Source organism: Shinella sp. GW821-FHT10F02 (assembly GCF_058809275.1).
Genome location: NZ_JBXASL010000009.1, coordinates 177,773 through 197,180, shown reverse-complemented (window position 1 = coordinate 197,180; position 19,408 = coordinate 177,773). Strand labels below are relative to the sequence as shown.

Sequence of the window (19,408 nt, the reverse complement as noted above, 5' to 3'; positions counted from 1 at the left end):
TCTACCCCTCGCTGATCACCTGGTTTCCGGAAATCACATGCACCTTATAGGCGCCGAAGATGCCGGCGGTCTCGCCTGCGGCATAGAGCGCCTGGTAGGCATCGTGCGGCACAAGCGCATGTTTCTCGTATGTGCTGACGCCCATGCGGGCGGCTTCGAGATCGTTGGTCTCGATGTGGAATTCTTCCTGCGCCGGCGTGGAACTCCAGAAACCCTTCTGCGCCGGGCGCTCGGCCTTGGAAAACACCTCCTGCACCGTCCAGGTGAGCAGCCAGGCGTTTTCCGGCTTGCGCACCTTGGAGAGGATCTCGTTGACCCGCGCATTGTTCTCGGTGATGCCAGCCGAATAGAACGGCCCGAGCACGATGCGGCGAAGCTGCTTGGGGTGCAGCGTCGGGAAATCCTTGTCGAGATTGGTGGCGATCGTCGCGGGCGTCAGCGAATAGGCGCTGTTCTTCAGCGTGAAATCGTCGAAACGGCTGGCAAGCTCCGGATTGAGCAGGCCGCCGACGGGCAGCGGGATGTCCACGTCCGGGTTGAGCTTGCCGTCCTGCCCGACCAGCATCTTCACGACGTTCTCGCTCGAATCCTCGATCGTCGCCATGTAGACCATCGGCAGCGTCGCCGTGCCATCGAAGGCGCCCCAGCAGACGATGTAATAGGGCCGCATGGTCTTGGGGTTGACCGCGACGCGGATCGTTTCCGGCAGCACGAAGGGCGAAAAGATGTCGCCCTTGCCGATCTGCTCCAGATAGAGCCGCTCGGCCATGCGCCCCTGAAGATCGGTCGGGAAGGCCTTCTGGCGCAGGATGAAATCCGCCATCTCGCCGCGAAGCTGATCGGCATTCGGAATGGCGGCGAGCCGCTTTTCCGCCGTCTGCCGGTCGTTTTCCAGTTCCAGCACGTTCTGGAACACCGGAAAGCCGCTTTCGGCGCGCGAGACGCGGAACTGGTCGATGAAGCCGATGCGGTTCTCCCAGCAGGCGAAGGAGGCCTTCAGCCGGGCGAGATAGGGCACGACGATCTCGCCGACTACGGAGTTGCGGTAGAGCGGCGAATTGCGGTCGGCCAGGAAGATTTCGAGGCCGCCGAGGGCGGAGCGGATGGTGGAGAAATATTGCGCGACGGCGCTGTCGGCGGGGGCGTTCATTGGACAGCATCCTCACGGGCAGGTCCGGGCTGCCCCTCATCCGGCCTGCCGGCCACCTTCTCCCCGTAAACGGGGCGAAGGAGATATGCCGCGCCGGTTTCCCAAAACAATGACCGTTCGTGGGGCACGTCCCCTCTCCCCGCTTGCGGGGAGAGGGTTAGGGTGAGGGGCAATGGCATGCCTGCAACCATCACTGCTTCACGTAATTCGCAGTGTTGTGCTTGTCCATCACAGCCTGGAACCGCCGCGCAAACGCATCGTCGGCGAGCTTCTTGCGGCGCTGGATATCCTGGGTCGACAGCATGTTCTTCTCGTGCATTTCGAGAAGGTCGCCGATATGGCGCTGGGCGGCCGAGCCGATGCCAGCCATGGTCTCTTCCGCCGCGGTATCGACCTGCGAACCGAGCGTGTTGATCTTGTGCGCCACGTCCTGCTGGGCGGCCGTCTTCAACGAATCTTCCAGCGCCTTGTAGAGCACGATGCGCTGCTCGGTATCGATGGTCAGCTTGTTGATCAGCGTGTTCTGCGCGGCGATCTGGTTGTTGAGCGAATCGACGAAGGTCTGGAACATCGAGGTGTAGCGTTCCAGCGTCTGGCTTTCGGCCAGCAGCTCCTGCTCCTTCGCCTGCATCATGTTGTATTCGGTCGCCAGCGCCGAGCGCTCGCCTTCCAGTTCCGTACGGCTCTTCTGGTCGGTCGAGGCGGCGATGCGGTTTTCGAGGTCCATGAGCAGCGGGTTCAGCTCCTCGATGCGCTTCTGGGTCGCTTCGAGATTGACCATCGTGCCCTTGCGGCGCTCGATCACCTGCACGAGGCTCGCTTCCGAGGTCTTGTAGCGCTGGTCGAGGATCGACTTCTGCTCCTTCAAAATGCCGACGATCGTGTCGGACTTGGAGAGCAGTTCCTGGAGGTTGCCGGCGAGCGACATATTGCGCACGCGGTCGGTGCGCATGCGCTGCATCTTCTGCTTGGAGAAGATGCCGATGAACTTTTCATAGCCCGTATAGCTCTTCATGCTCTCGAATTCGGTGCCGAAGATGTTGGTCGCATCCTCCAGCCCGATGATGAGATCGGCAATATTGCCCTCCATCACCTTCTGCTGGTTGATGACGTCCGAGATACGGGCGTTCTCGATGTCGAAATTGACGTCGCCGAGCTTGGTGTCCGCCTTGGCGAACTGGTCGAGCACGACGCCCGACTGTTCCATCTTGCTGCGCATCTGGCTGACGACGCTGCGGGTCTTCTCGATTTCCGCATCGAAATTCTGAAGTGTGGCCATGCCTTGTCCCCTTGAAACTCTCCACGGCAGACGTCTTCGCCGCCCGATTTATTCCGTTGCGGCAACACTATACGATTTCAGACGGATAGGAACCTGCCCGACGGCGTTACCGGAACAAGATGTGGGACAGTACGGGACGCCCGCAAGGCCGGCGGGCAAAAATTCTTGGGCACGCCTACTCTTGCGCCGGGCTCTTCAAGTAGGCAATGAGATTGGCGATGTCCTCGATCTTCTTGAGCCCGGCAAAGGTCATGCGCGTGCCCGGCACCATCGCCTTGGGCGCCATCAGATATTCGGCAATCAGCCCCTCGTTCCATTGCTTGCCGCCCTCGGCAAAGGCCGTCATGGCCGGGGAATAGCTGTAATCCGCAATGGAGGCGACCGGCCTGCCGATAATACCGGACAAGGTCGGCCCGACCTTGTTGACCGGCTCCGTCGAGTGGCAGGCCATGCATTTCTTGAACACCGCCTTGCCGGCGATTGGATCGCCCTCCGCCAGCGCGGAGGTGGTCAGACAGAGGAAAGCGGCTGCACCTGCAAGAAGATGTTTCATCGTCCGTCCTTCGCCGCTCGATGCCGTCAATCGGCGTTCATGATGTCGTCCCAGTGGCGGCGGCAGTAGGAAACGTACTTGTCGTTGCCGCCGATTTCCACCTGTGCGCCCTCGCGCGCCACCTTGCCGTCTGCGCCCAGCCGCACGACCATCGTCGCCTTGCGGCCGCAATGGCAGATGGTGCGCACTTCGCGCAGCTCGTCGGCGATGGCGAGCAGCGCCTGCGAACCCGGAAAGAGCTTGCCCTGGAAATCGGTGCGCAGGCCATAGGCCATGATGGGGATGTGCAGGCGGTCGGCGGCGCGGGCGAGTTGCCAGACCTGTTCTTCCGACAGGAACTGCGCCTCGTCGACGAAGACGCAAGCGATCTCGCCATCGCCATCGCCATTCAGCTGTTCGATATGGCGGTAGAGATCGTCGGTATGGTCGAAGGCGATGGCATCCGAGGTCAGCCCGATGCGCGACGAGATGCGGCCCTGGCCGGCGCGGTCGTCGAAGGAGGCGATGAAGATCGCGGTGCGCATGCCGCGTTCACGGTAGTTGTAGGACGCCTGCAGGAGCAGCGTCGACTTGCCCGCGTTCATCGTCGCGTAACTGAAATAGAGCTTGGCCATGATTTTCTCCGTCCCCGCGTCATGGCGCGGGAGCACGCGATTTTCCAGCCGCCAAGGGCGGAAAACCACAGAAAACAGCACGGCCCATCCGTTGCGACATTCATGGGCGCAATTGCGAACAGGCGCGAAATTTATTGGACGTTTCAGTGGCTTCGGGCTACGCCAAGGTGCTTGAAAGCATGTCGTTTTGATGATTGGCTATACCACCAATTATAAGGGGAGCAAAAAATGAAGACTGCATCACCATTCAAAACCATTCTTGCCGCAGCCGTATCCGTCCTCGCCCTCGGCGTCGCCCATGTTTCGGCCGCCGAAGCCGAAAGCTGTGGCAAGGTTCGGTTCTCGGATGTGGGCTGGACGGACATTACCGCCACGACCGCGACGGCCGCCACCATCCTGAAGGGTCTCGGTTACGAGACGGAAACCACCGTTCTCTCCGTGCCGGTTACCTATACCTCGCTGAAGAACAAGGACATCGACGTATTCCTCGGCAACTGGATGCCGACCATGGAAGCCGATATCAAGCCGTTCCGCGAGGACGGCTCGGTCGAGACCGTGCGCGAGAACCTCGAGGGCGCGAAGTATACGCTCGCGACCAACGCCAAGGGCGCCGAACTCGGCATCAAGGATTTCAAGGACATCGCCGCGCAGAAGGATGCGCTCGGCGCCAAGATCTACGGCATCGAGCCGGGCAATGACGGCAACCGCTTGATCATCGACATGGTCTCCGGCGACAAGTTCGGCCTCACCGGCTTCGAAGTGGTCGAATCCTCCGAGCAGGGCATGCTGGCGGAAGTCGCCCGCGCCGAGCAGGATGGCACCCCGGTCGTCTTCCTCGGCTGGGAACCGCACCCGATGAACGCCAACTTCAAGCTGACGTACCTGACCGGCGGCGACGACGTCTTCGGCCCGAACCTCGGCGGCGCGACCATCTACACCAACGTGCGCCAGGGCTATGTCGCCGAATGCCCGAATGTCGGCAAGTTCCTGCAGAACCTCAAGTTCTCGCTGGAAATGGAAAACCAGATCATGGGCAAGATCCTGAACGACGGCAAGGACCCGGAAGCGGCCGCGACCGAATGGATCAAGGCCAACCCGGCGGCCATCGAGCCGTGGCTTGCCGGCGTCACGACCAAGGACGGCAGCGGCGAGGCCCTGCCGGCCGTAAAAACGGCACTCGGTCTCTAACAGGCCAGAATAGGGCGGGAAGGAAACTTTCCCGCCCTTCTTGCCTCTGGATACTGCAATTCCAGCAAAAGTGTGCGACGGTTTTGCACCCGGAATTGCGCGGGCATTTCTGCTCATCCTCAACCTCCAGAACGGGGCTTGCTGCCGTGGATTGGCTTACCGTTTCTAAAATTCCGATCGGCCCGATTGCCAAGGAAGCCGTCAACTGGCTGACGACGAATGGCAAAGGCCTGTTCGATTTCCTGAAGGTCTTCCTGCAGGCCGGCATCGATGCCGTGCTCTTCCTGCTGCAAGGGCCGTTCATCACCAGCGCCGGCGGCAAACTCGCCTATGCGTTCTTCTTCATCGCGCTGGTGACGGGGTTGAGCTGGTATTTCCGCCGCTCGCTCGGCGTGGCGATCTTCACCTTCCTCGGCCTGCTGCTCATCGTGAACCAGGGCTACTGGAAGGAGACGACGGAAACGCTGGCGCTCGTGCTGGCTGCGACCGGCGTCAGCATGGTTGTCGGCGTACCGCTCGGCATCGCCGCCGCGCGCCGGCCCTGGTTCTACTCGATCCTGCGGCCGATCCTCGATCTCATGCAGACGATCCCGACCTTCGTCTACCTGATCCCGGCGCTCATCCTGTTCGGCCTCGGCATGGTGCCGGGCCTCATCGCCACGGTGATCTTCGCCATTCCCGCGCCGATCCGCCTCACCCGCCTCGGCATCATCTCCACGCCGCCCTCGCTGGTCGAAGCCGCCCAGGCTTTTGGCGCGACGCCGAGCCAGGTCTTGCGCAAGGTGGAACTGCCCTATGCCACGCCGCAGATCATGGCGGGCCTCACGCAGACCATCATGCTGTCACTGTCGATGGTGGTCATCGCGGCCCTCGTCGGCGCCAAGGGGCTTGGCGTTCCGGTGGTACGCGCGCTCAACACCGTGAATATCTCCATGGGCTTCGAGGCCGGCCTCTGTATCGTCATCCTGGCGATCATCCTCGACCGCCTCTTCCGCTCCTCCGATGACGGAGACGCCCAATGACCGACACCGTCATCTTCCAGAACGTCTCGATCATCTTCGGCGACAGTCCGCAAAAGGCGCTCGCCATGGTCGATGCGGGCAAGACCCGCGACGAGATCGGCGCGGAAACCGGGCTGGTGCTCGGCGTCGCCGATGCGACCCTGTCGATCACCGAAGGCGAGATCCTCGTGCTGATGGGCCTTTCCGGCTCGGGCAAGTCGACGCTGCTGCGCGCGGTCAACGGGCTTGCCCCGGTGGTGCGCGGCGATGTGCAGGTGAAGGCCGGCAACGGTTCGGTGAACCCGTACAAATCGACGCCCAAGGCGTTGCGCGATTTCCGCATGCACACCGTCTCGATGGTGTTCCAGCAGTTCGCGCTCCTGCCTTGGCGCACCGTCGCCGACAATGTCGGCTTCGGCCTCGAACTCGCCAACGTGCCGGACAACGAGCGCAAGGCGCGCGTCGCCGAACAACTCGAACTCGTCAACCTCACCAAATGGGCGAGCCGCAAGGTGAACGAACTGTCGGGCGGCATGCAGCAGCGCGTGGGCCTCGCCCGGGCGTTTGCCACCGGCGCACCGATCCTGCTGATGGACGAGCCGTTTTCCGCGCTCGACCCGCTGATCCGCACGCGTTTGCAGGACGAGCTTCTGGAGTTCCAGCGCCGGCTGAAGAAGACCATCCTCTTCGTCAGCCACGATCTCGACGAAGCCTTCCGCATCGGCAACCGCATCGCCATCATGGAAGGCGGGCGGATCATCCAGTGCGGCACGCCGCAGGATATCGTCAAGAACCCGGCCAACCAGTATGTCGCGGATTTCGTGCAGAACATGAACCCGATCAACATGCTGACGGCGCAGGACGTCATGCAGCACGGCGCCTCCAGCAATGGCGGCGTCACCGCGACGGCAACCCCGCAGACGCCTCTCGTCGACATTCTCGATGCCATGTCGCGCACGCCCGGCAATGTCGGCGTGGTCGACAACGGCACGGTGATCGGCACGATCAGCGCGCAGGATGTCGTCAACGGTTTGACGCGGCATCGTCGCCGCGGCTGACAGCCGCGCCCAATCGGACTAGAAAAGGCAGCGCTCCGCAAGGGCGCTGCCTTTTGCATTCGCGATACGGGGAGCAAGCACCATGGCCGAGAAGGACAAACCCAGCGTTCTGCGCGAAACGGACGACGACGCCCGCCGCCTCGCGCGCACGCTGCTGCGCTCGGCGCGAAGCTGCGCGCTCGCGGTCATCGAGCCGGAAAGCGGCGCGCCCTTCGCCAGCCGAACGCTGACCGGCACCGATACGGACGGCACGCCGGTCATCCTCGTCTCGGCGCTGTCCGTGCACACCCAGGCGTTGCGGCGCGATCCGCGCGCCTCGCTGCTCGCCGGCGAGCCCGGCAAGGGCGATCCGCTCGCCCATCCGCGCCTCACCATCATCTGCGAGGCCGAGGAAGTGGTGCGCGAAAGCGATTTGCATGCGGCGCTGCGGGAACGCTTCATCCGCCGCCATCCGAAGGCGAAACTCTATGTCGATTTCCCGGATTTCGCCTTCTTCCGCCTCGTGCCGCTGCGCGCCCACCTGAACGGCGGCTTCGGCAAGGCCTTCGTGCTCACTGCAGACGACCTGCTGATTCGCTCACCCGCCCGCGGCGCGCTCGCCGAGATGGAAACCGGCGCCGTCGAGCACATGAACAGCGATCATGCGGAGGCAGCTGGCATTTACGCCCGCCATTATTGCGGCGCAAAGGACGGCGAATGGGTCATCGTCGGCCTCGATGCGGCCGGCGTAGACCTTGCGAGCGGCGATAAATTGAAGCGATTGGAATTTTCACGCGAACTTGATCAGGCCTCGGAACTCAGGGGCGAGCTTGCGCGTTTGCTTCGCGAAGCACGGGCGGCTGGCTGAAAAGCGGCGTTTCCGCGTCCGTCCGCTTTGGCGTGTTCCGGGTTTTCGGCCTGCGCCTATCGCTATGCGTGCAGCATACCCCCATTTCTGGCTCTTGATGAGGGGTATTTTGTTTATATGCTAACAAGCGGATTCACATAAAATCATATGATTTGAAGCGGAAACGCCCAAAGGAGTTTCAGATGGACAAGATTTCAGACGCAGAACACGCGCAGGCCGAAGTTGCATCGGACTTTCTTTCCGCCATGGCGAACCCCAAACGCCTGCTCATCCTGAAAGTGCTGGTCGAAGGCGAGATCGCGGTCGGCGCCCTGGCAAACCAGGTCGGCCTCAGCCAGTCGGCGCTGTCCCAGCACCTTTCGAAGCTGCGCGCACAGAACCTGGTGACCACGCGCCGCGATGCCCAGACCATCTATTATTCGAGCAAGTCGGATGCCGTGCTGACCATTCTCGACGCGCTCGAGCGCATCTACCGGGCTTCCGGCAGCGGCGCCGCCGAAAAGAAGCTGCGCATCGCCTGAACAGAATGAAATCACCCGGCATAGGCCGCCCCGGATGCCCGTCCGGGGCGTTTTGCATGGCTGCGCGCCCAAGGCTGCTTGACGCCCCGGGGCGCCTTGATACTTTGACCGCCGGGTAAAATTTGCCATCCGCATGGACCCGCATTCAAAAGCCCCCGCATTCAGAAGCACCGGAGAGACCGCATGTCCAACCGCCTCAACACCCCCAACGATCTGCGCGCCTTCTGGATGCCGTTCACGGCGAACCGGCAGTTCAAGAAGGAACCGCGCCTCTTCGTCGGCGCCAAGGACATGCACTACACGACCCATGACGGCCGGCAGGTGCTCGACGGCACGGCGGGCCTCTGGTGCGTCAATGCCGGCCACTGCCGCCCGAAGATCACCGAGGCGATCCGCGAACAGGCCGGCGAACTCGATTATGCCCCCGCCTTCCAGCTCGGCCACCCCAAGGCCTTCGAGCTCGCCAATCGCCTGGTGGACATCGCGCCTGAGGGCATGAACCACGTTCTCTACACGAATTCCGGCTCCGAATCGGTCGAGACCGCGCTGAAGGTGGCGCTCGCCTATCACCGCGCCAAGGGCGACGGTTCGCGCTTCCGCCTGGTCGGCCGCGAGCGCGGCTATCACGGCGTCAATTTCGGCGGCATCTCCGTCGGCGGCATCGTCTCGAACCGCAAGATGTTTGGCACGCTGCTCACCGGCGTCGACCACATGCCGCACACCCATTTCCCGGACAAAAACGCGTTTTCGCGCGGCGAGCCCGAGCATGGCGGCGATATCGCCAGCGAACTCCAGCGCATCATCACCCTGCACGACGCCTCCACCATCGCCGCCGTCATCGTCGAGCCGGTCGCCGGCTCCACCGGCGTGCTCATCCCGCCGAAGGGATACCTCCAGAAGCTGCGCGAGATCTGCACGCAGCACGGCATCCTGCTGATCTTCGACGAGGTCATCACCGGCTTCGGCCGCCTCGGCGCGCCGTTTGCCGCGCAATATTTCGACGTGAAGCCCGACATCATCACGACAGCCAAGGGCCTCACCAACGGCGTGATCCCGATGGGCGCCGTCTTCGTGACCTCCGAGATCCATGATGCCTTCATGAACGGCCCGGAGCACATGATCGAGTTCTTCCACGGCTACACCTATTCCGGCAATCCGCTCGCCTGCGCCGCCGCCCTCGGCACCCTCGACACCTATAAGGAAGAGGGCCTGCTGACCCGCGCCGCGGAACTCGCCTCCTACTGGGAGGACGGCCTGCACTCGCTGAAGGATTGCCCGAACGTCATCGACATCAGAAATGTCGGCCTGATCGGCGCCGTCGAACTCGCCCCCATCGCCGGCGAGCCGACCAAACGCGCCTTCAACGCCTTCCTCAAGGCCTATGAAAAGGGCCTGCTCATTCGCACGACGGGCGACATCATCGCACTCTCCCCGCCGCTGATCATCGAAAAGCACCATATCGACGACCTGTTCGGCAAGCTGCGCGAGGTCTTGCAGAACAACATCTGATCGCCCCCCTCCTCCTCCGTCATGGTCGGGCTTGACCCGACCATCCATCGCCCGAATACGCCAGCGGATCCTCGGCTCAAGGCCGAGGATGACGTTGTGGGTGGGGTGAGGTTGTCACTGATCGAATTGGCGGCTTCGTCCGCCATTTTCGTTTGTGCGGGTCAGATCCGCCTCAGGCGGCCGGAATAGTGCACGATGGTGCCGATGCCCGGCAGCGCGATCGGCACGTCGAAGCAGAAGTCCTCGCCCTCCGCCCATTCCCGCGCCTCGCTGCGCGGCGCCAGCCATAGCGGCATGGGGATGCCAAGGACGGACCATCCGCGCATCACCATCGTGAGGCCGGTGGCGTCCGAAGGCAGGTCGAAGGAGAAGCGCATCGGGCCGAAACGTTCGGTGAGACGGTCGCCCTTCTGGCTGAGTTCGCTCATGAAAGCATGGCCAGCAAAATCGCGCGTCCAGCGCTCGGCGCCGTCACGCTCCTCAAAGGAGACATGCAGGTCGTGTTCGCCTTCCGGCGGAAAGCGCATGACGGCGCAGACGATACGCGCGGGCAGCGAGGTTCCACGCCGCACCCTTGCCCGCCCGGCGGCGCCGGCATCGCCGATCAGGTCGTGCATGGCGCGAACAGGTTGCGGCAGGGTCGCATAAGCCGGGCCGATGACGCGGCGGTAGAGAGGCTGGTAGGGCCGGCTTTCGATTTCCCGAAAAATGGCGAGCTTGTCGAAATGCGGGGTAAAATCGTCAAGCACCACCTCGCCCGCCGCATGGCGCGCAGCCGGCTCCAACCGCCCCGCCGCCATGGCATTCGCCAGCACATGCGCGGCAATCGTCGGAATCTCCGGCCCGTCGCCGTTCTCGGCAATCAGCGTCCAGCGGCGCACCTCCGCTTCGCCACCGGCAAATCCCTTGAGCTCGACCGCCATGGCGGAACGATCCGTGCCGAAACGTGCGCTCAGCTTCTGCAGCGGCAGCAGCCATCCGGCGAAGGGTGAAAGCGAGCGAACACAGCCCCATTTCACCGGCCAGCTCAGGAGCCAGAGCGTCAGGAGCTGGAAGGCGAATTCCGGCCCCGCGCGAAAAACCGTCGCCGGCTTTCCGGGGACGGCGACCGGCACGATATCGTGGTCCGGCACATCCGCGAGCGCCACCAGCCGGCGGATCGGCGCCCGGCCGGCAATGCGGTAGCGCGCGACATGCAGCCGGTGCCAGCCGGTCTCCTGCCGAGAGCGCCGTCCGCGCCACAGCCGCACCGGCTTTCCGACATAACTCAGGATCGCCGCCGCAACCGACGCGCCCGCCGTCGCCCGGTTGGAGGCACTGATCGAGGTTTCGACCGAACACACATCCTCCATGTCCCGCGACAATTCAGCAATGACGGCGCCGGAAAGCGCTGGCACGCTGGAGCCGCCGGAGATGACCGCGACACCGGCCGCCCGTGCCGCATCATCAAGCCGCCCGATGCCGCAGACGAAATCCCGCGCATCCGCAAGGTCGAGATAGTGCACGCCGCTGGCGATGCAGGCTTCCGCGACCTGGTAGCCGCTCCCCTGGAACGGCCCGGCCGCATCGACCAGCAGGAAGGGGCGATGAGTTTCGAGGAGCGGGCGGAGGTCGGCATTGCGATCCGCCACCAACGCGCGGGCATTGGGCAGGTCCGCGGCAAGGCGCTCGGCCGCGGCACCGTTGCGGCCGGCAACCAGCACCGCCCAGCCATCCGCTGCCAACCGTCTCGAAAGCCGGGCACCAAAACCGCCATAGCCGCCGAGCACGATAACGCTTTTCACAGCACCCTGTCCGCATCGTCCGGCGACGGCACCCAGCAGGCGTCACGTCGCCCGAAAATGCGATAGCGGTTGCGCGCAAGCCAGCGATAGGCCGGGTCGCGCAGGACACGAGGAATGAAGCGCAGCGCGGCAAAAGCCTTCCACGGCCAGCCGAGGCCGGCATAGATCGCCAGAACCGCATCGCTGTCCTTGAACAGCCGGTCGCCCTCGACGACGATCATCGATTCGGGATCGGCGGGATCGATGCCAAAGCGGCGGTAGAGGCTCGCACCCACCGCATTCTGCATGGAGGCGAGGCGGAAACGGCGGGCGTGATCGTTCCGGAGCACGAATTGCGCATTGGCCGAGCAGAGAATGCACTCCGCATCGAAGACGATGATCGGGCCTGCCGCGTCGTTCCGGTTCATGACTTGAACATATGGCGCCGGCCTGCCGCCATCAACCACTATGCGGCCGGGACAAGCGTCTTTTCATAGCGCCAGACATCGAGATCGAACGGACCTTCGATTGTGTCCGTCCTGATGGTGACCGTGCCTGTGAGCGTCCAGCCGCATTTTTCATAAAAGCGCGCGGCCCTGTCGTTGCCGATCGCACAGGCAAGCCAGGCCGTTGTCACGCCATGAGCGGCAAGCCGCGCTTCGGCATCGGCCACGAGGGCTGCGGCGATGCCCGCACCGCGCCCCTCCGGCGCCACGAAAAGCTGGTCCAATTCGTCATGCTTGATGTAGCAGAAGCCGAGCAGCGCGCCGGGCTCGCCGATGACGCGCACATCGTCCAGCATGGCCGGCAGGCGGTTTTCAAAACTTTCCAGTGTGCGCAGGCGGATCAGTTCGGCTGGGAGCACCGCCGCATGTCCATCCTGCCAACCGGCATGCCAGAGCCGCGCGAGGGCCGCGATCTCCGACGTCTCGGCCGGGCGAATGGTATGTGCCATCTGCATCTGCTCCTCCATGCGGGGCCGAAGGTTAGCCACGGCCTGTTAGCGCTTGCAAGCCCGCCCGGTTTCGGGGCTATTGTGCCCACGACAAAACCTGGGGAGAGCCTCATGCCGACCATCACCCGCATAGAGAACGACCACCTCTCGATCGATGTCTCCTCGCTCGGCGCCGAAATGCAGGCGATCACCGCGCGCGACGGGACGAACTGGCTGTGGAACGGCGACGCCGCCTTCTGGACCGGGCGCTCGCCGGTGCTCTTCCCGATCGTCGGCAAGGCGCCGGACGACACGCTGCTGATCGACGGCAAGCCCTACCCGATGGCGCAGCACGGCCTTGCCCGGCGGCGGGAATTTTCGCCCGCCGGCGCCAGCGCGACGGCCTGCCGCTTCACGCTCGAAGCCTCCGACGACACCCGCGCCATCTACCCGTTCGATTTCCGGCTTTCCGTCGAACACAGCCTCGACGGCGCCACCCTCACTGTCGCCGCCGAAGTGGAGAACCGCGGGCGAGAGCCCATGCCCTTCGGCTTCGGCTTCCACCCCGCCTTCGCCTGGCCCCTGCCCGGCGCGGAAGGCAAGCCGCATCGTGTCATCCTCGATAACGGCGCCGAGCCGGAACGCCAGCCGCTGGAAAACGGCTTGCTCTCCGCGGAGCGCCAGGCCTCGCCCTTCGATAAGGGCCGGCTCGTGCTTGTCCACGGCCTGTTCGAGAACGACGCGCTGGTCTTCCCCGAAGGCGCGGGCGATGGCCTGACCTACGAGGCCGACGGCGGGCCGGCGCTGAAATTCCGCTTCGAAAACCTGCCGAACCTCGCGCTCTGGACAAAACCCGGCGCACCTTTCCTCTGCGTCGAGCCCTGGCACGGTACGGCGGCGGAATTGGGCGGATCGCGCGAGTTGAGAGACCGGCCCTCCACCACCGTGCTTTCCGGCGGCGAAACGAAGCGCTTTGCTTTTTCCGTCACCTTCCCTGTCTAGCAATTCGGCGCGCCGGCCCTTCCCTCTCGCCGCCGGGCCGCTAGAGTCTCCGCAAAAGGATTCGGAGACTTTGCCATGACCGACTTGGAACGCTTCATCGACCAGGGAACCGGCCGCGAACCAGCCGACATCGTGCTGAAGGGCGGGCAGTTCTTCGATCTCGTGACGGGCGAGCTCGTCGCCTCCGACATCGCGATTTCCGGCGACCGCATCGTCGGCACCTGCGGCGATTATACCGGCCGCACCGAGATCGACATTTCCGGCCGCATCGTCGTGCCGGGCTTCATCGATACCCATCTGCACATCGAATCCTCGCTGGTCACGCCGCATGAATTCGACCGCTGCGTGCTGCCCTATGGCGTGACGACGGTGATTTGCGATCCGCACGAAATCGCCAATGTACTGGGCACGGAGGGTATCCAGTTTTTCCTCGACAGCGCGCTGGAAACCATCATGGACATCCGCGTGCAGCTTTCAAGCTGCGTGCCGGCGACGCATCTGGAGACCTCCGGCGCCGACCTGCCGATCGAGCGCCTGCTGCCCTTCCGCGACCACCCGAAGGTCATCGGCCTTGCCGAATTCATGAATTTCCCCGGCGTCATCCACAAGGATCCTATCTGTCTCGCCAAGCTCGAAGCCTTCCGGGGCGGCCATATCGACGGCCATGCGCCGCTCTTGCGCGGCAACGACCTCAACGGCTACCTTTCCGCCGGCATCCGCACCGAGCATGAATGCACGACCGCCGAGGAGGCACTGGAAAAGATCCGCAAGGGCATGCACATCCTCGTGCGCGAGGGCTCTGTCTCCAAGGACCTGCTGGCGCTGCTACCAATCATCACCGAGCGGCTGTCACCCTTCATCGCGCTCTGCACGGACGACCGCAACCCGCTCGACATCGCCGAACAGGGCCATCTCGACTATATGATCCGCACCGCGATCGGCCACGGTCGCGCGCCGCTCGCCGTCTACCGCGCGGCCTCGATTTCCGCCGCCAAGGCCTTCGGGCTCGGCGATCGCGGCCTGGTCGCGCCCGGCTGGCGCGCCGACCTCGCCGTCATCGACACGCTGGAGAACTGCAAGACGGAGATCGTTTTCTCCGCCGGCCGCAGGGTCGACGACGCGCTGTTTGCGACACGTCAATCCGTCGCCCCGGTCGGCCTCGACAGCGTCAAGGCGCGGCCGGTCAATGCCGCGCATTTTGCCGTGCCGGTCACGGATGGCGAGACGCCGGTCATCGGCGTGCTGCCGGGAAAGATCATCACCGAGCACCGGCGCTACCGGCTGCCCGCGAAAGGCAACCAGACGACCGTCGATCTCGCGCAGGACATCATCAAGGTCGCCGTCATCGAGCGCCACGGCAAGAACGGCAACCACGCCAACGGCTTCGTGCAGGGTTTCGGCTTGAAGAAGGGCGCGATCGCTTCGACCGTCGGCCATGACAGCCACAATATCTGCGTCGTCGGCGTCGACGAGGACGACATGGCGCTCGCCGCCAATCGTCTGGGCGAAATCAAGGGCGGCTTCGTCGTGGTCGAGGACGGCAAGGTGACCGGCGAGATCGCGCTTCCCGTCGCCGGCCTGATGAGCCTCGAACCATACGAGACGGTGCGCGACACGCTGCATCACTTGCGCCAGGCCGCCTTCGCGCTTGGCGCGACGCTGCAGGAACCCTTCCTGCAACTCGCCTTCCTGCCCCTGCCGGTGATCCCGCATTTGAAGATCTCGGACAGGGGGATGGTGGATGTGGACCGGTTTGCGCTGATCGGGTGAGGTTTGCCGATGCCTGTGGTCTTCCGCCACCAGAATCTCACCTTCTTCTTCTATTCGAACGAAGGCGATCCACGCGAGCCAGTTCACATTCACGTCCGCAGCGGCGGAGCAATTGCAAAAATCTGGTTGCAGCCGGCGATCGGCATTGGCGAAAGCCGCGACTTCAACAGCAAGGAGCTCTCTGTTATCCTACGCCTCGTCATCGACAACAGGCGTCTCATCGAGAAAACGTGGCATGACTATTTCGGCAACTGATATTCGCTTCGACGACCATACCATGTGGGTGTCGCTCGACGACGGTCGAACGCTGGGCGTACCGCTGGCCTGGTTTCCCCGCCTTTTGACCGCAGGCAACGCAGCACGCCTGCGCTACGAACTCAGTCCCGGTGGCATCCACTGGGATAGCCTCGATGAAGATATTTCAATCGCCGGCCTTCTGGCCGGCCGCGGCGACCAGACGGTGAACCGTCCGGCCGCCTGACCGTCAAATCCGCACGCAAGCCATATCCAGCCCATCCAGCTCGATCGTCCCATCCTTCAGCTTCGCCCCAAAGCCGGGCACGGGCAGCGGCTCGCCGAGCTTCAGTGATTTCGCGGGCACGAACTCGGCCTTTTCGCGCGTCAGGTTGAAGACGAAGAGCAGTTTTTCGCCGCCCTTTTCGCGGGTGAAGGCGAGGATATCCTGGTTGGAGTGCAGGAAGGACATGTCGCCGTCGTGCAGCGTCTCGTGCTCCTTCCGGAACGCGAGCGTGGCGCGGTAGTGGTTGAGCACGGAGCCGGAGACCCTTTCCTGCGCGTCGACGGCCAGGCGCGAATGTTCCTCCGGCACCGGCAGCCAGGGTTTTCCCGTGCTGAAGCCGGAATGGGCCTCGCTGCGCTGCCAGGGCATCGGCGTGCGGCATCCGTCGCGGCCTTTGAAGGCCGGCCAGAAGCGGATGCCGTAGGGGTCGCGCAGGTCCTCGAGGGCGAGGTCCGCTTCCGTGAGCCCGAGTTCTTCGCCCTGGTAGAGGCAGATCGAGCCGCGCAACGTCGAAAGCAGGGTGACCGCGAGCTTGGCGACGCGCTCGCGTTCCTCCGACGTTTTGATGAAGCGGCTGACATGCCGGTTGACGTCGTGGTTGGAAAAGGCCCAGCAGACCCAGCCGTCCGTCACCGCGCGCTGGAAACTCTGCACGCATTTGCGCACATGTTCTGCCGTGAAATCCGGCCCCAGCAGGTCGAACGTGTAGCACATGTTGAGCTTGTCGCCGCCGCTCGTATACTCGGCAACCGTCTTCAGCGAACGTGCGCCATCGCCCACCTCGCCAACCGTCATACGGCCCTCATATTCATCGAGCAGAGCGCGAAACCGTCGGAGGAACTCGACATTCTCCGGCTGCGTCTTGTCGTAGCGGTGCGTCTGCATGCCATAGGGGTTGACGTCCGGCGCATCGAGGCCGACCCCGTCGGGATCGGGTTCATGGGGCGGGTTGTCGCGCAGCTTCCTGTCGTGGAAGTAGAAATTCACCGTATCAAGCCGGAAACCGTCCACGCCACGGTCGAGCCAGAAGCGCACGGTTTTCAGCAAGGCCTCCTGCACATCCGGGTTGTGGAAGTTGAGATCCGGCTGCGACATGAGGAAATTGTGCATGTAATATTGCTTGCGCACGCCGTCCCATTCCCAGCCCGGCCCGCCGAAGATCGACAGCCAGTTGTTGGGCGCCGTACCGTCCGGTTTCGGATCGGCCCAGACATACCAGTCGGCCTTGGCATTCGTGCGGCTGGAGCGGCTTTCGACGAACCAGGGATGCTGGTCGGAAGTGTGCGAGATCACCTGGTCGATGACGACCTTGAGGCCGAGGCGGTGGGCTTCGGAAAGCATCGCATCGAAATCGGCAAGCGTGCCGAACATCGGGTCGACGTCGCAGTAATCCGAGACGTCATAACCCATGTCGGCCATCGGCGACTTGAAGAAGGGCGAGAGCCAGATCGCATCCACCCCCAGCGAGGCAATGTGCCCGAGCCGTTTGGTGACGCCCCGAAGGTCCCCCATGCCGTCACCGGTCGTGTCCTGGAACGAGCGGGGATAGACCTGGTAGATGACCGCGCCGCGCCACCAGTCGTCGGCCTTCTTGCGGGGCTTTGCCATGCGTTCTCGCTCCGGTTTCCAATTGCGTTCAACAAGATGTAACGCGCGCACCTTGGGGCGTAAACGGCACAACCCGCGATTTTTCGAAGGTTGACGAAGGGCGGATCGGTCGGGATGATGCCGGCGATTTCCAGAGAGAAGGCTGACCGCATGACCGATGACGTCACCCTTTCCCCCGCCGAAGCCATCGAGCTTGCCAAAACGGCGCTGATGCGCGTCGGCATGGTCGAGGCGGGGGCCGCAGCCCTTGCCGGCGCCACGGTGGATGCAGAAATGGCCGGCAAGCGGGCGGTCGGCTTCGCCCACCTGACGGACTATCTCAGGAGCCTTGTCGACGGGCGGATCGTCGCGCGCGCCGAGCCCCTCCTCACCTCGCCGGTGCCGGCAATCCTGAAATGCGATGCGATGGGCGGCGTGGCACAGCACGGGTTTTCCGTCGCGCATGAGGAACTGGTGACGAAGGCGAAGGCGCTCGGCATCGCTATCTTCACCGCACACAACAGCTACACGACGGGCGAACTCGGCTGGTATGTCGCCCGGCTGGCGCAGGAAGGCCTCGTTGCCGTGGCCGCGACCAACGGGCCGGCGCTGCTTGCCGGGTCGGGCAGCCGCCTGCCGGTCTATTGCACCAATCCGCTCGCCTTCGCCGCCCCCCTTCACGACGGCCGCTTCCTGCTGATCGACCAGGCTTCCAGCGCCACCGCCTTCGTGAAAATCCGCGAGGCGGCGGCGCGCGGCGAGACTATCCCCGAGGGTTGGGCGCTCGACCAGGACGGCGAGCCGACCACCGATCCCTTCGCGGCCATGCAAGGCGCGTTGCTGGCCTTCGGCGGAGAGCGCGGGGCCAATATCGCGCTGATGGTGGAAGTGCTCGCCGCCGGCCTCACCGGAGCGAACTGGTCGGTCGACGCACCGGATTTCCAGGCGGGCGAGACCTCGCCCGGCGCCGGCCTCTTCGTGCTGGCGCTGGCGCCGCAGCTTCTCGCCGATGGTTTTTCCGCCCGCCTCGCCGCGCATGTGGAGCGGCTTTCGGGCGAATACGGCGTGCATATTCCCGGCATCGGCCGCGTGGAGCGGCAACGGCAGGCGGAAAGCGCCGGCATCGTCTTGCCCCGCCAACTCTTTGACAGTATTTCCTCTTTCCGGCGGAATTAGCCGGGAGGATTTCGACATGGCGGGACGGCTGCTCTCGATCGGCGAGTGCATGGTGGAACTGATGCAGGCGGACGGCGGCCTGATGCGCAAGAGTTTCGCCGGCGACACCTTCAACACCGCCTATTATGCCCGCCAATACCTGCCGGCCGACTGGAGCGTCGATTATTTCTCCGCCGTCGGCACCGACATGATTTCAGACGAAATGCTCGCCTTCATGGCAGGCCACGGCATCGGCACCGGCCATGTCGCGCGCATCGAGGGCCGCTCGCCGGGCCTCTACATGATCCACCTGAAGGACGGCGAGCGCAGCTTCTCCTACTGGCGCTCCGTCTCCGCGGCAAAGCTGCTTGCCCGCGACGGCGACCGGCTGCGCGCCGCAATCGAGGCCTCCGACGTGGTCGTCTTTTCCGGCATCACGCTGGCGATCCTGCCCGCCGAGGATATCGAAACCCTGCTCGCCGAGCTTCGCCGCGGCAAGGCCGCCGGCAAGCGCATCGTCTTCGACCCCAACATCCGCCCGCGCCTGTGGGACGATGCCGAACGCATGCGCACGACGATCACCGAAGGCGCACGCGCCGCGACGCTGGTCATGCCGAGCCTCGACGACGAAACCACCCATTTCGGCGATGCCGGGCTGGAAGAGACGATCGCCCGCTACCGCGCGCTCGGCGTCGGCGAGATCGTCGTGAAGGACGGCAGCGAGGGCGCAACGCTGGTCTTCGACGGCGCGCGCAGCCACGCGCCCTCCGCAAAAGTCGAAAAAATCGTCGACACGACAAGCGCCGGTGACAGCTTCAACGGCGCCTTCCTCGCCCGCCTGGCAACGGGCGCAAGCCCGGACGACGCAGCCCGATTCGCCGCCGATGTCGCAGCCAGCGTCATCCAGCACCACGGCGCGCTGGTGGCGAAGGACAAGCTGCCGGGCTGCTGATTGAT

At 64.1% G+C, this 19,408-nt stretch carries 20 protein-coding genes; 12 read left to right on the top strand and 8 right to left on the bottom strand.

Annotation, left to right across the window (positions count from 1 at the left end):
- Position 1: 1 nt before the first annotated feature.
- The 4 genes from AC1RWL_RS26540 to AC1RWL_RS26525 all read right to left on the bottom strand — a co-directional run bounded on the left by AC1RWL_RS26540 (position 2) and on the right by AC1RWL_RS26525 (position 3,596).
- Positions 2-1,150 (bottom strand): hypothetical protein, encoded by a 1,149-nt coding sequence (locus tag AC1RWL_RS26540; protein WP_256117575.1) that lies wholly within the window; start codon positions 1,148-1,150, stop codon positions 2-4.
- Between the two features lie 190 nt (positions 1,151-1,340).
- Positions 1,341-2,429 carry a hypothetical protein gene (locus AC1RWL_RS26535; protein WP_256117576.1) on the bottom strand — a complete coding sequence of 363 codons (1,089 nt, stop codon included), beginning with the start codon at positions 2,427-2,429 and terminating at the stop codon, positions 1,341-1,343.
- 175 nt (positions 2,430-2,604) lie between these two features.
- On the bottom strand, positions 2,605-2,982 hold the full coding sequence (locus AC1RWL_RS26530; protein ID WP_439624415.1) for a c-type cytochrome: 378 nt from the start codon (positions 2,980-2,982) through the stop codon (positions 2,605-2,607).
- Positions 2,983-3,008: 26 nt separating this feature from the next.
- The gene (locus tag AC1RWL_RS26525; RefSeq protein ID WP_493096471.1) at positions 3,009-3,596 is read right to left on the bottom strand and encodes a thymidine kinase; all 588 of its coding nucleotides are present in this window, start codon (positions 3,594-3,596) and stop codon (positions 3,009-3,011) included.
- 228 nt (positions 3,597-3,824) lie between these two features.
- Here AC1RWL_RS26525 and AC1RWL_RS26520 point away from each other — a divergent pair, with 228 nt between their 5' ends.
- From AC1RWL_RS26520 to aptA, 6 genes are all read left to right on the top strand, one after another.
- On the top strand, positions 3,825-4,784 hold the full coding sequence (locus tag AC1RWL_RS26520) for a choline ABC transporter substrate-binding protein (protein WP_256117580.1): 960 nt from the start codon (positions 3,825-3,827) through the stop codon (positions 4,782-4,784).
- 146 nt (positions 4,785-4,930) lie between these two features.
- Complete coding sequence (gene choW, locus AC1RWL_RS26515) at positions 4,931-5,806, top strand: choline ABC transporter permease subunit (RefSeq protein ID WP_435267791.1); 876 nt, start codon at positions 4,931-4,933, stop codon at positions 5,804-5,806.
- Entirely contained in the window at positions 5,803-6,843 is a 1,041-nt protein-coding gene (choV, locus tag AC1RWL_RS26510) for a choline ABC transporter ATP-binding protein (protein WP_435267792.1), read from the top strand. Before choW ends, choV begins: the two co-directional genes overlap by 4 nt.
- Positions 6,844-6,925: 82 nt before the next feature.
- On the top strand, positions 6,926-7,690 hold the full coding sequence (locus AC1RWL_RS26505; protein ID WP_493096472.1) for a HugZ family pyridoxamine 5'-phosphate oxidase: 765 nt from the start codon (positions 6,926-6,928) through the stop codon (positions 7,688-7,690).
- A gap of 182 nt (positions 7,691-7,872) precedes the next feature.
- Positions 7,873-8,211 carry an ArsR/SmtB family transcription factor gene (locus tag AC1RWL_RS26500; RefSeq protein ID WP_256117585.1) on the top strand — a complete coding sequence of 113 codons (339 nt, stop codon included), beginning with the start codon at positions 7,873-7,875 and terminating at the stop codon, positions 8,209-8,211.
- A 183-nt stretch (positions 8,212-8,394) separates the two neighbouring features.
- Positions 8,395-9,720 (top strand): omega-aminotransferase AptA, encoded by a 1,326-nt coding sequence (gene aptA / locus AC1RWL_RS26495; protein ID WP_256117586.1) that lies wholly within the window; start codon positions 8,395-8,397, stop codon positions 9,718-9,720.
- Positions 9,721-9,881: 161 nt separating this feature from the next.
- Here the strand turns inward: aptA and AC1RWL_RS26490 are convergent, their stop codons facing one another.
- Genes AC1RWL_RS26490 through AC1RWL_RS26480 form a run of 3 tightly spaced genes read right to left on the bottom strand, consistent with a single transcriptional unit; the run spans position 9,882 to position 12,438 of the window.
- A complete protein-coding gene (locus tag AC1RWL_RS26490) occupies positions 9,882-11,504 on the bottom strand; it encodes a saccharopine dehydrogenase family protein (RefSeq protein ID WP_493096473.1) in 1,623 nt (540 codons plus the stop codon).
- On the bottom strand, positions 11,501-11,911 hold the full coding sequence (locus tag AC1RWL_RS26485; RefSeq protein ID WP_493096474.1) for a thiol-disulfide oxidoreductase DCC family protein: 411 nt from the start codon (positions 11,909-11,911) through the stop codon (positions 11,501-11,503). Before AC1RWL_RS26485 ends, AC1RWL_RS26490 begins: the two co-directional genes overlap by 4 nt.
- Before the next feature lie 38 nt (positions 11,912-11,949).
- On the bottom strand, positions 11,950-12,438 hold the full coding sequence (locus tag AC1RWL_RS26480; RefSeq protein WP_493096475.1) for a GNAT family N-acetyltransferase: 489 nt from the start codon (positions 12,436-12,438) through the stop codon (positions 11,950-11,952).
- A 111-nt stretch (positions 12,439-12,549) separates the two neighbouring features.
- On the opposite strand from AC1RWL_RS26480, the gene AC1RWL_RS26475 reads away from it, so the two are divergent.
- The 4 genes from AC1RWL_RS26475 (at position 12,550) to AC1RWL_RS26460 (ending at position 15,670) form a co-directional block, all read left to right on the top strand.
- Complete coding sequence (locus tag AC1RWL_RS26475) at positions 12,550-13,419, top strand: aldose 1-epimerase family protein (protein ID WP_493096476.1); 870 nt, start codon at positions 12,550-12,552, stop codon at positions 13,417-13,419.
- A gap of 75 nt (positions 13,420-13,494) precedes the next feature.
- Positions 13,495-15,189, top strand: a complete 1,695-nt coding sequence (ade, locus tag AC1RWL_RS26470) for an adenine deaminase (RefSeq protein WP_493096477.1) — start codon at positions 13,495-13,497, stop codon at positions 15,187-15,189.
- 9 nt (positions 15,190-15,198) lie between these two features.
- Positions 15,199-15,444 carry a DUF4160 domain-containing protein gene (locus tag AC1RWL_RS26465; RefSeq protein ID WP_493096478.1) on the top strand — a complete coding sequence of 82 codons (246 nt, stop codon included), beginning with the start codon at positions 15,199-15,201 and terminating at the stop codon, positions 15,442-15,444.
- Entirely contained in the window at positions 15,425-15,670 is a 246-nt protein-coding gene (locus AC1RWL_RS26460) for a DUF2442 domain-containing protein (RefSeq protein ID WP_493096479.1), read from the top strand. Before AC1RWL_RS26465 ends, AC1RWL_RS26460 begins: the two co-directional genes overlap by 20 nt.
- A gap of 3 nt (positions 15,671-15,673) precedes the next feature.
- On the opposite strand, the gene bglA is transcribed toward AC1RWL_RS26460, so the two are convergent.
- Complete coding sequence (bglA, locus tag AC1RWL_RS26455) at positions 15,674-17,317, bottom strand: beta-galactosidase BglA (protein WP_493096480.1); 1,644 nt, start codon at positions 17,315-17,317, stop codon at positions 15,674-15,676.
- 150 nt (positions 17,318-17,467) lie between these two features.
- Here bglA and AC1RWL_RS26450 point away from each other — a divergent pair, with 150 nt between their 5' ends.
- Positions 17,468-18,472, top strand: a complete 1,005-nt coding sequence (locus AC1RWL_RS26450) for an Ldh family oxidoreductase (protein WP_493096481.1) — start codon at positions 17,468-17,470, stop codon at positions 18,470-18,472.
- A 16-nt stretch (positions 18,473-18,488) separates the two neighbouring features.
- Positions 18,489-19,403, top strand: coding sequence for a sugar kinase (locus tag AC1RWL_RS26445; RefSeq protein WP_493096482.1), 915 nt, complete (start codon positions 18,489-18,491; stop codon positions 19,401-19,403).
- Positions 19,404-19,408: the final 5 nt, after the last annotated feature.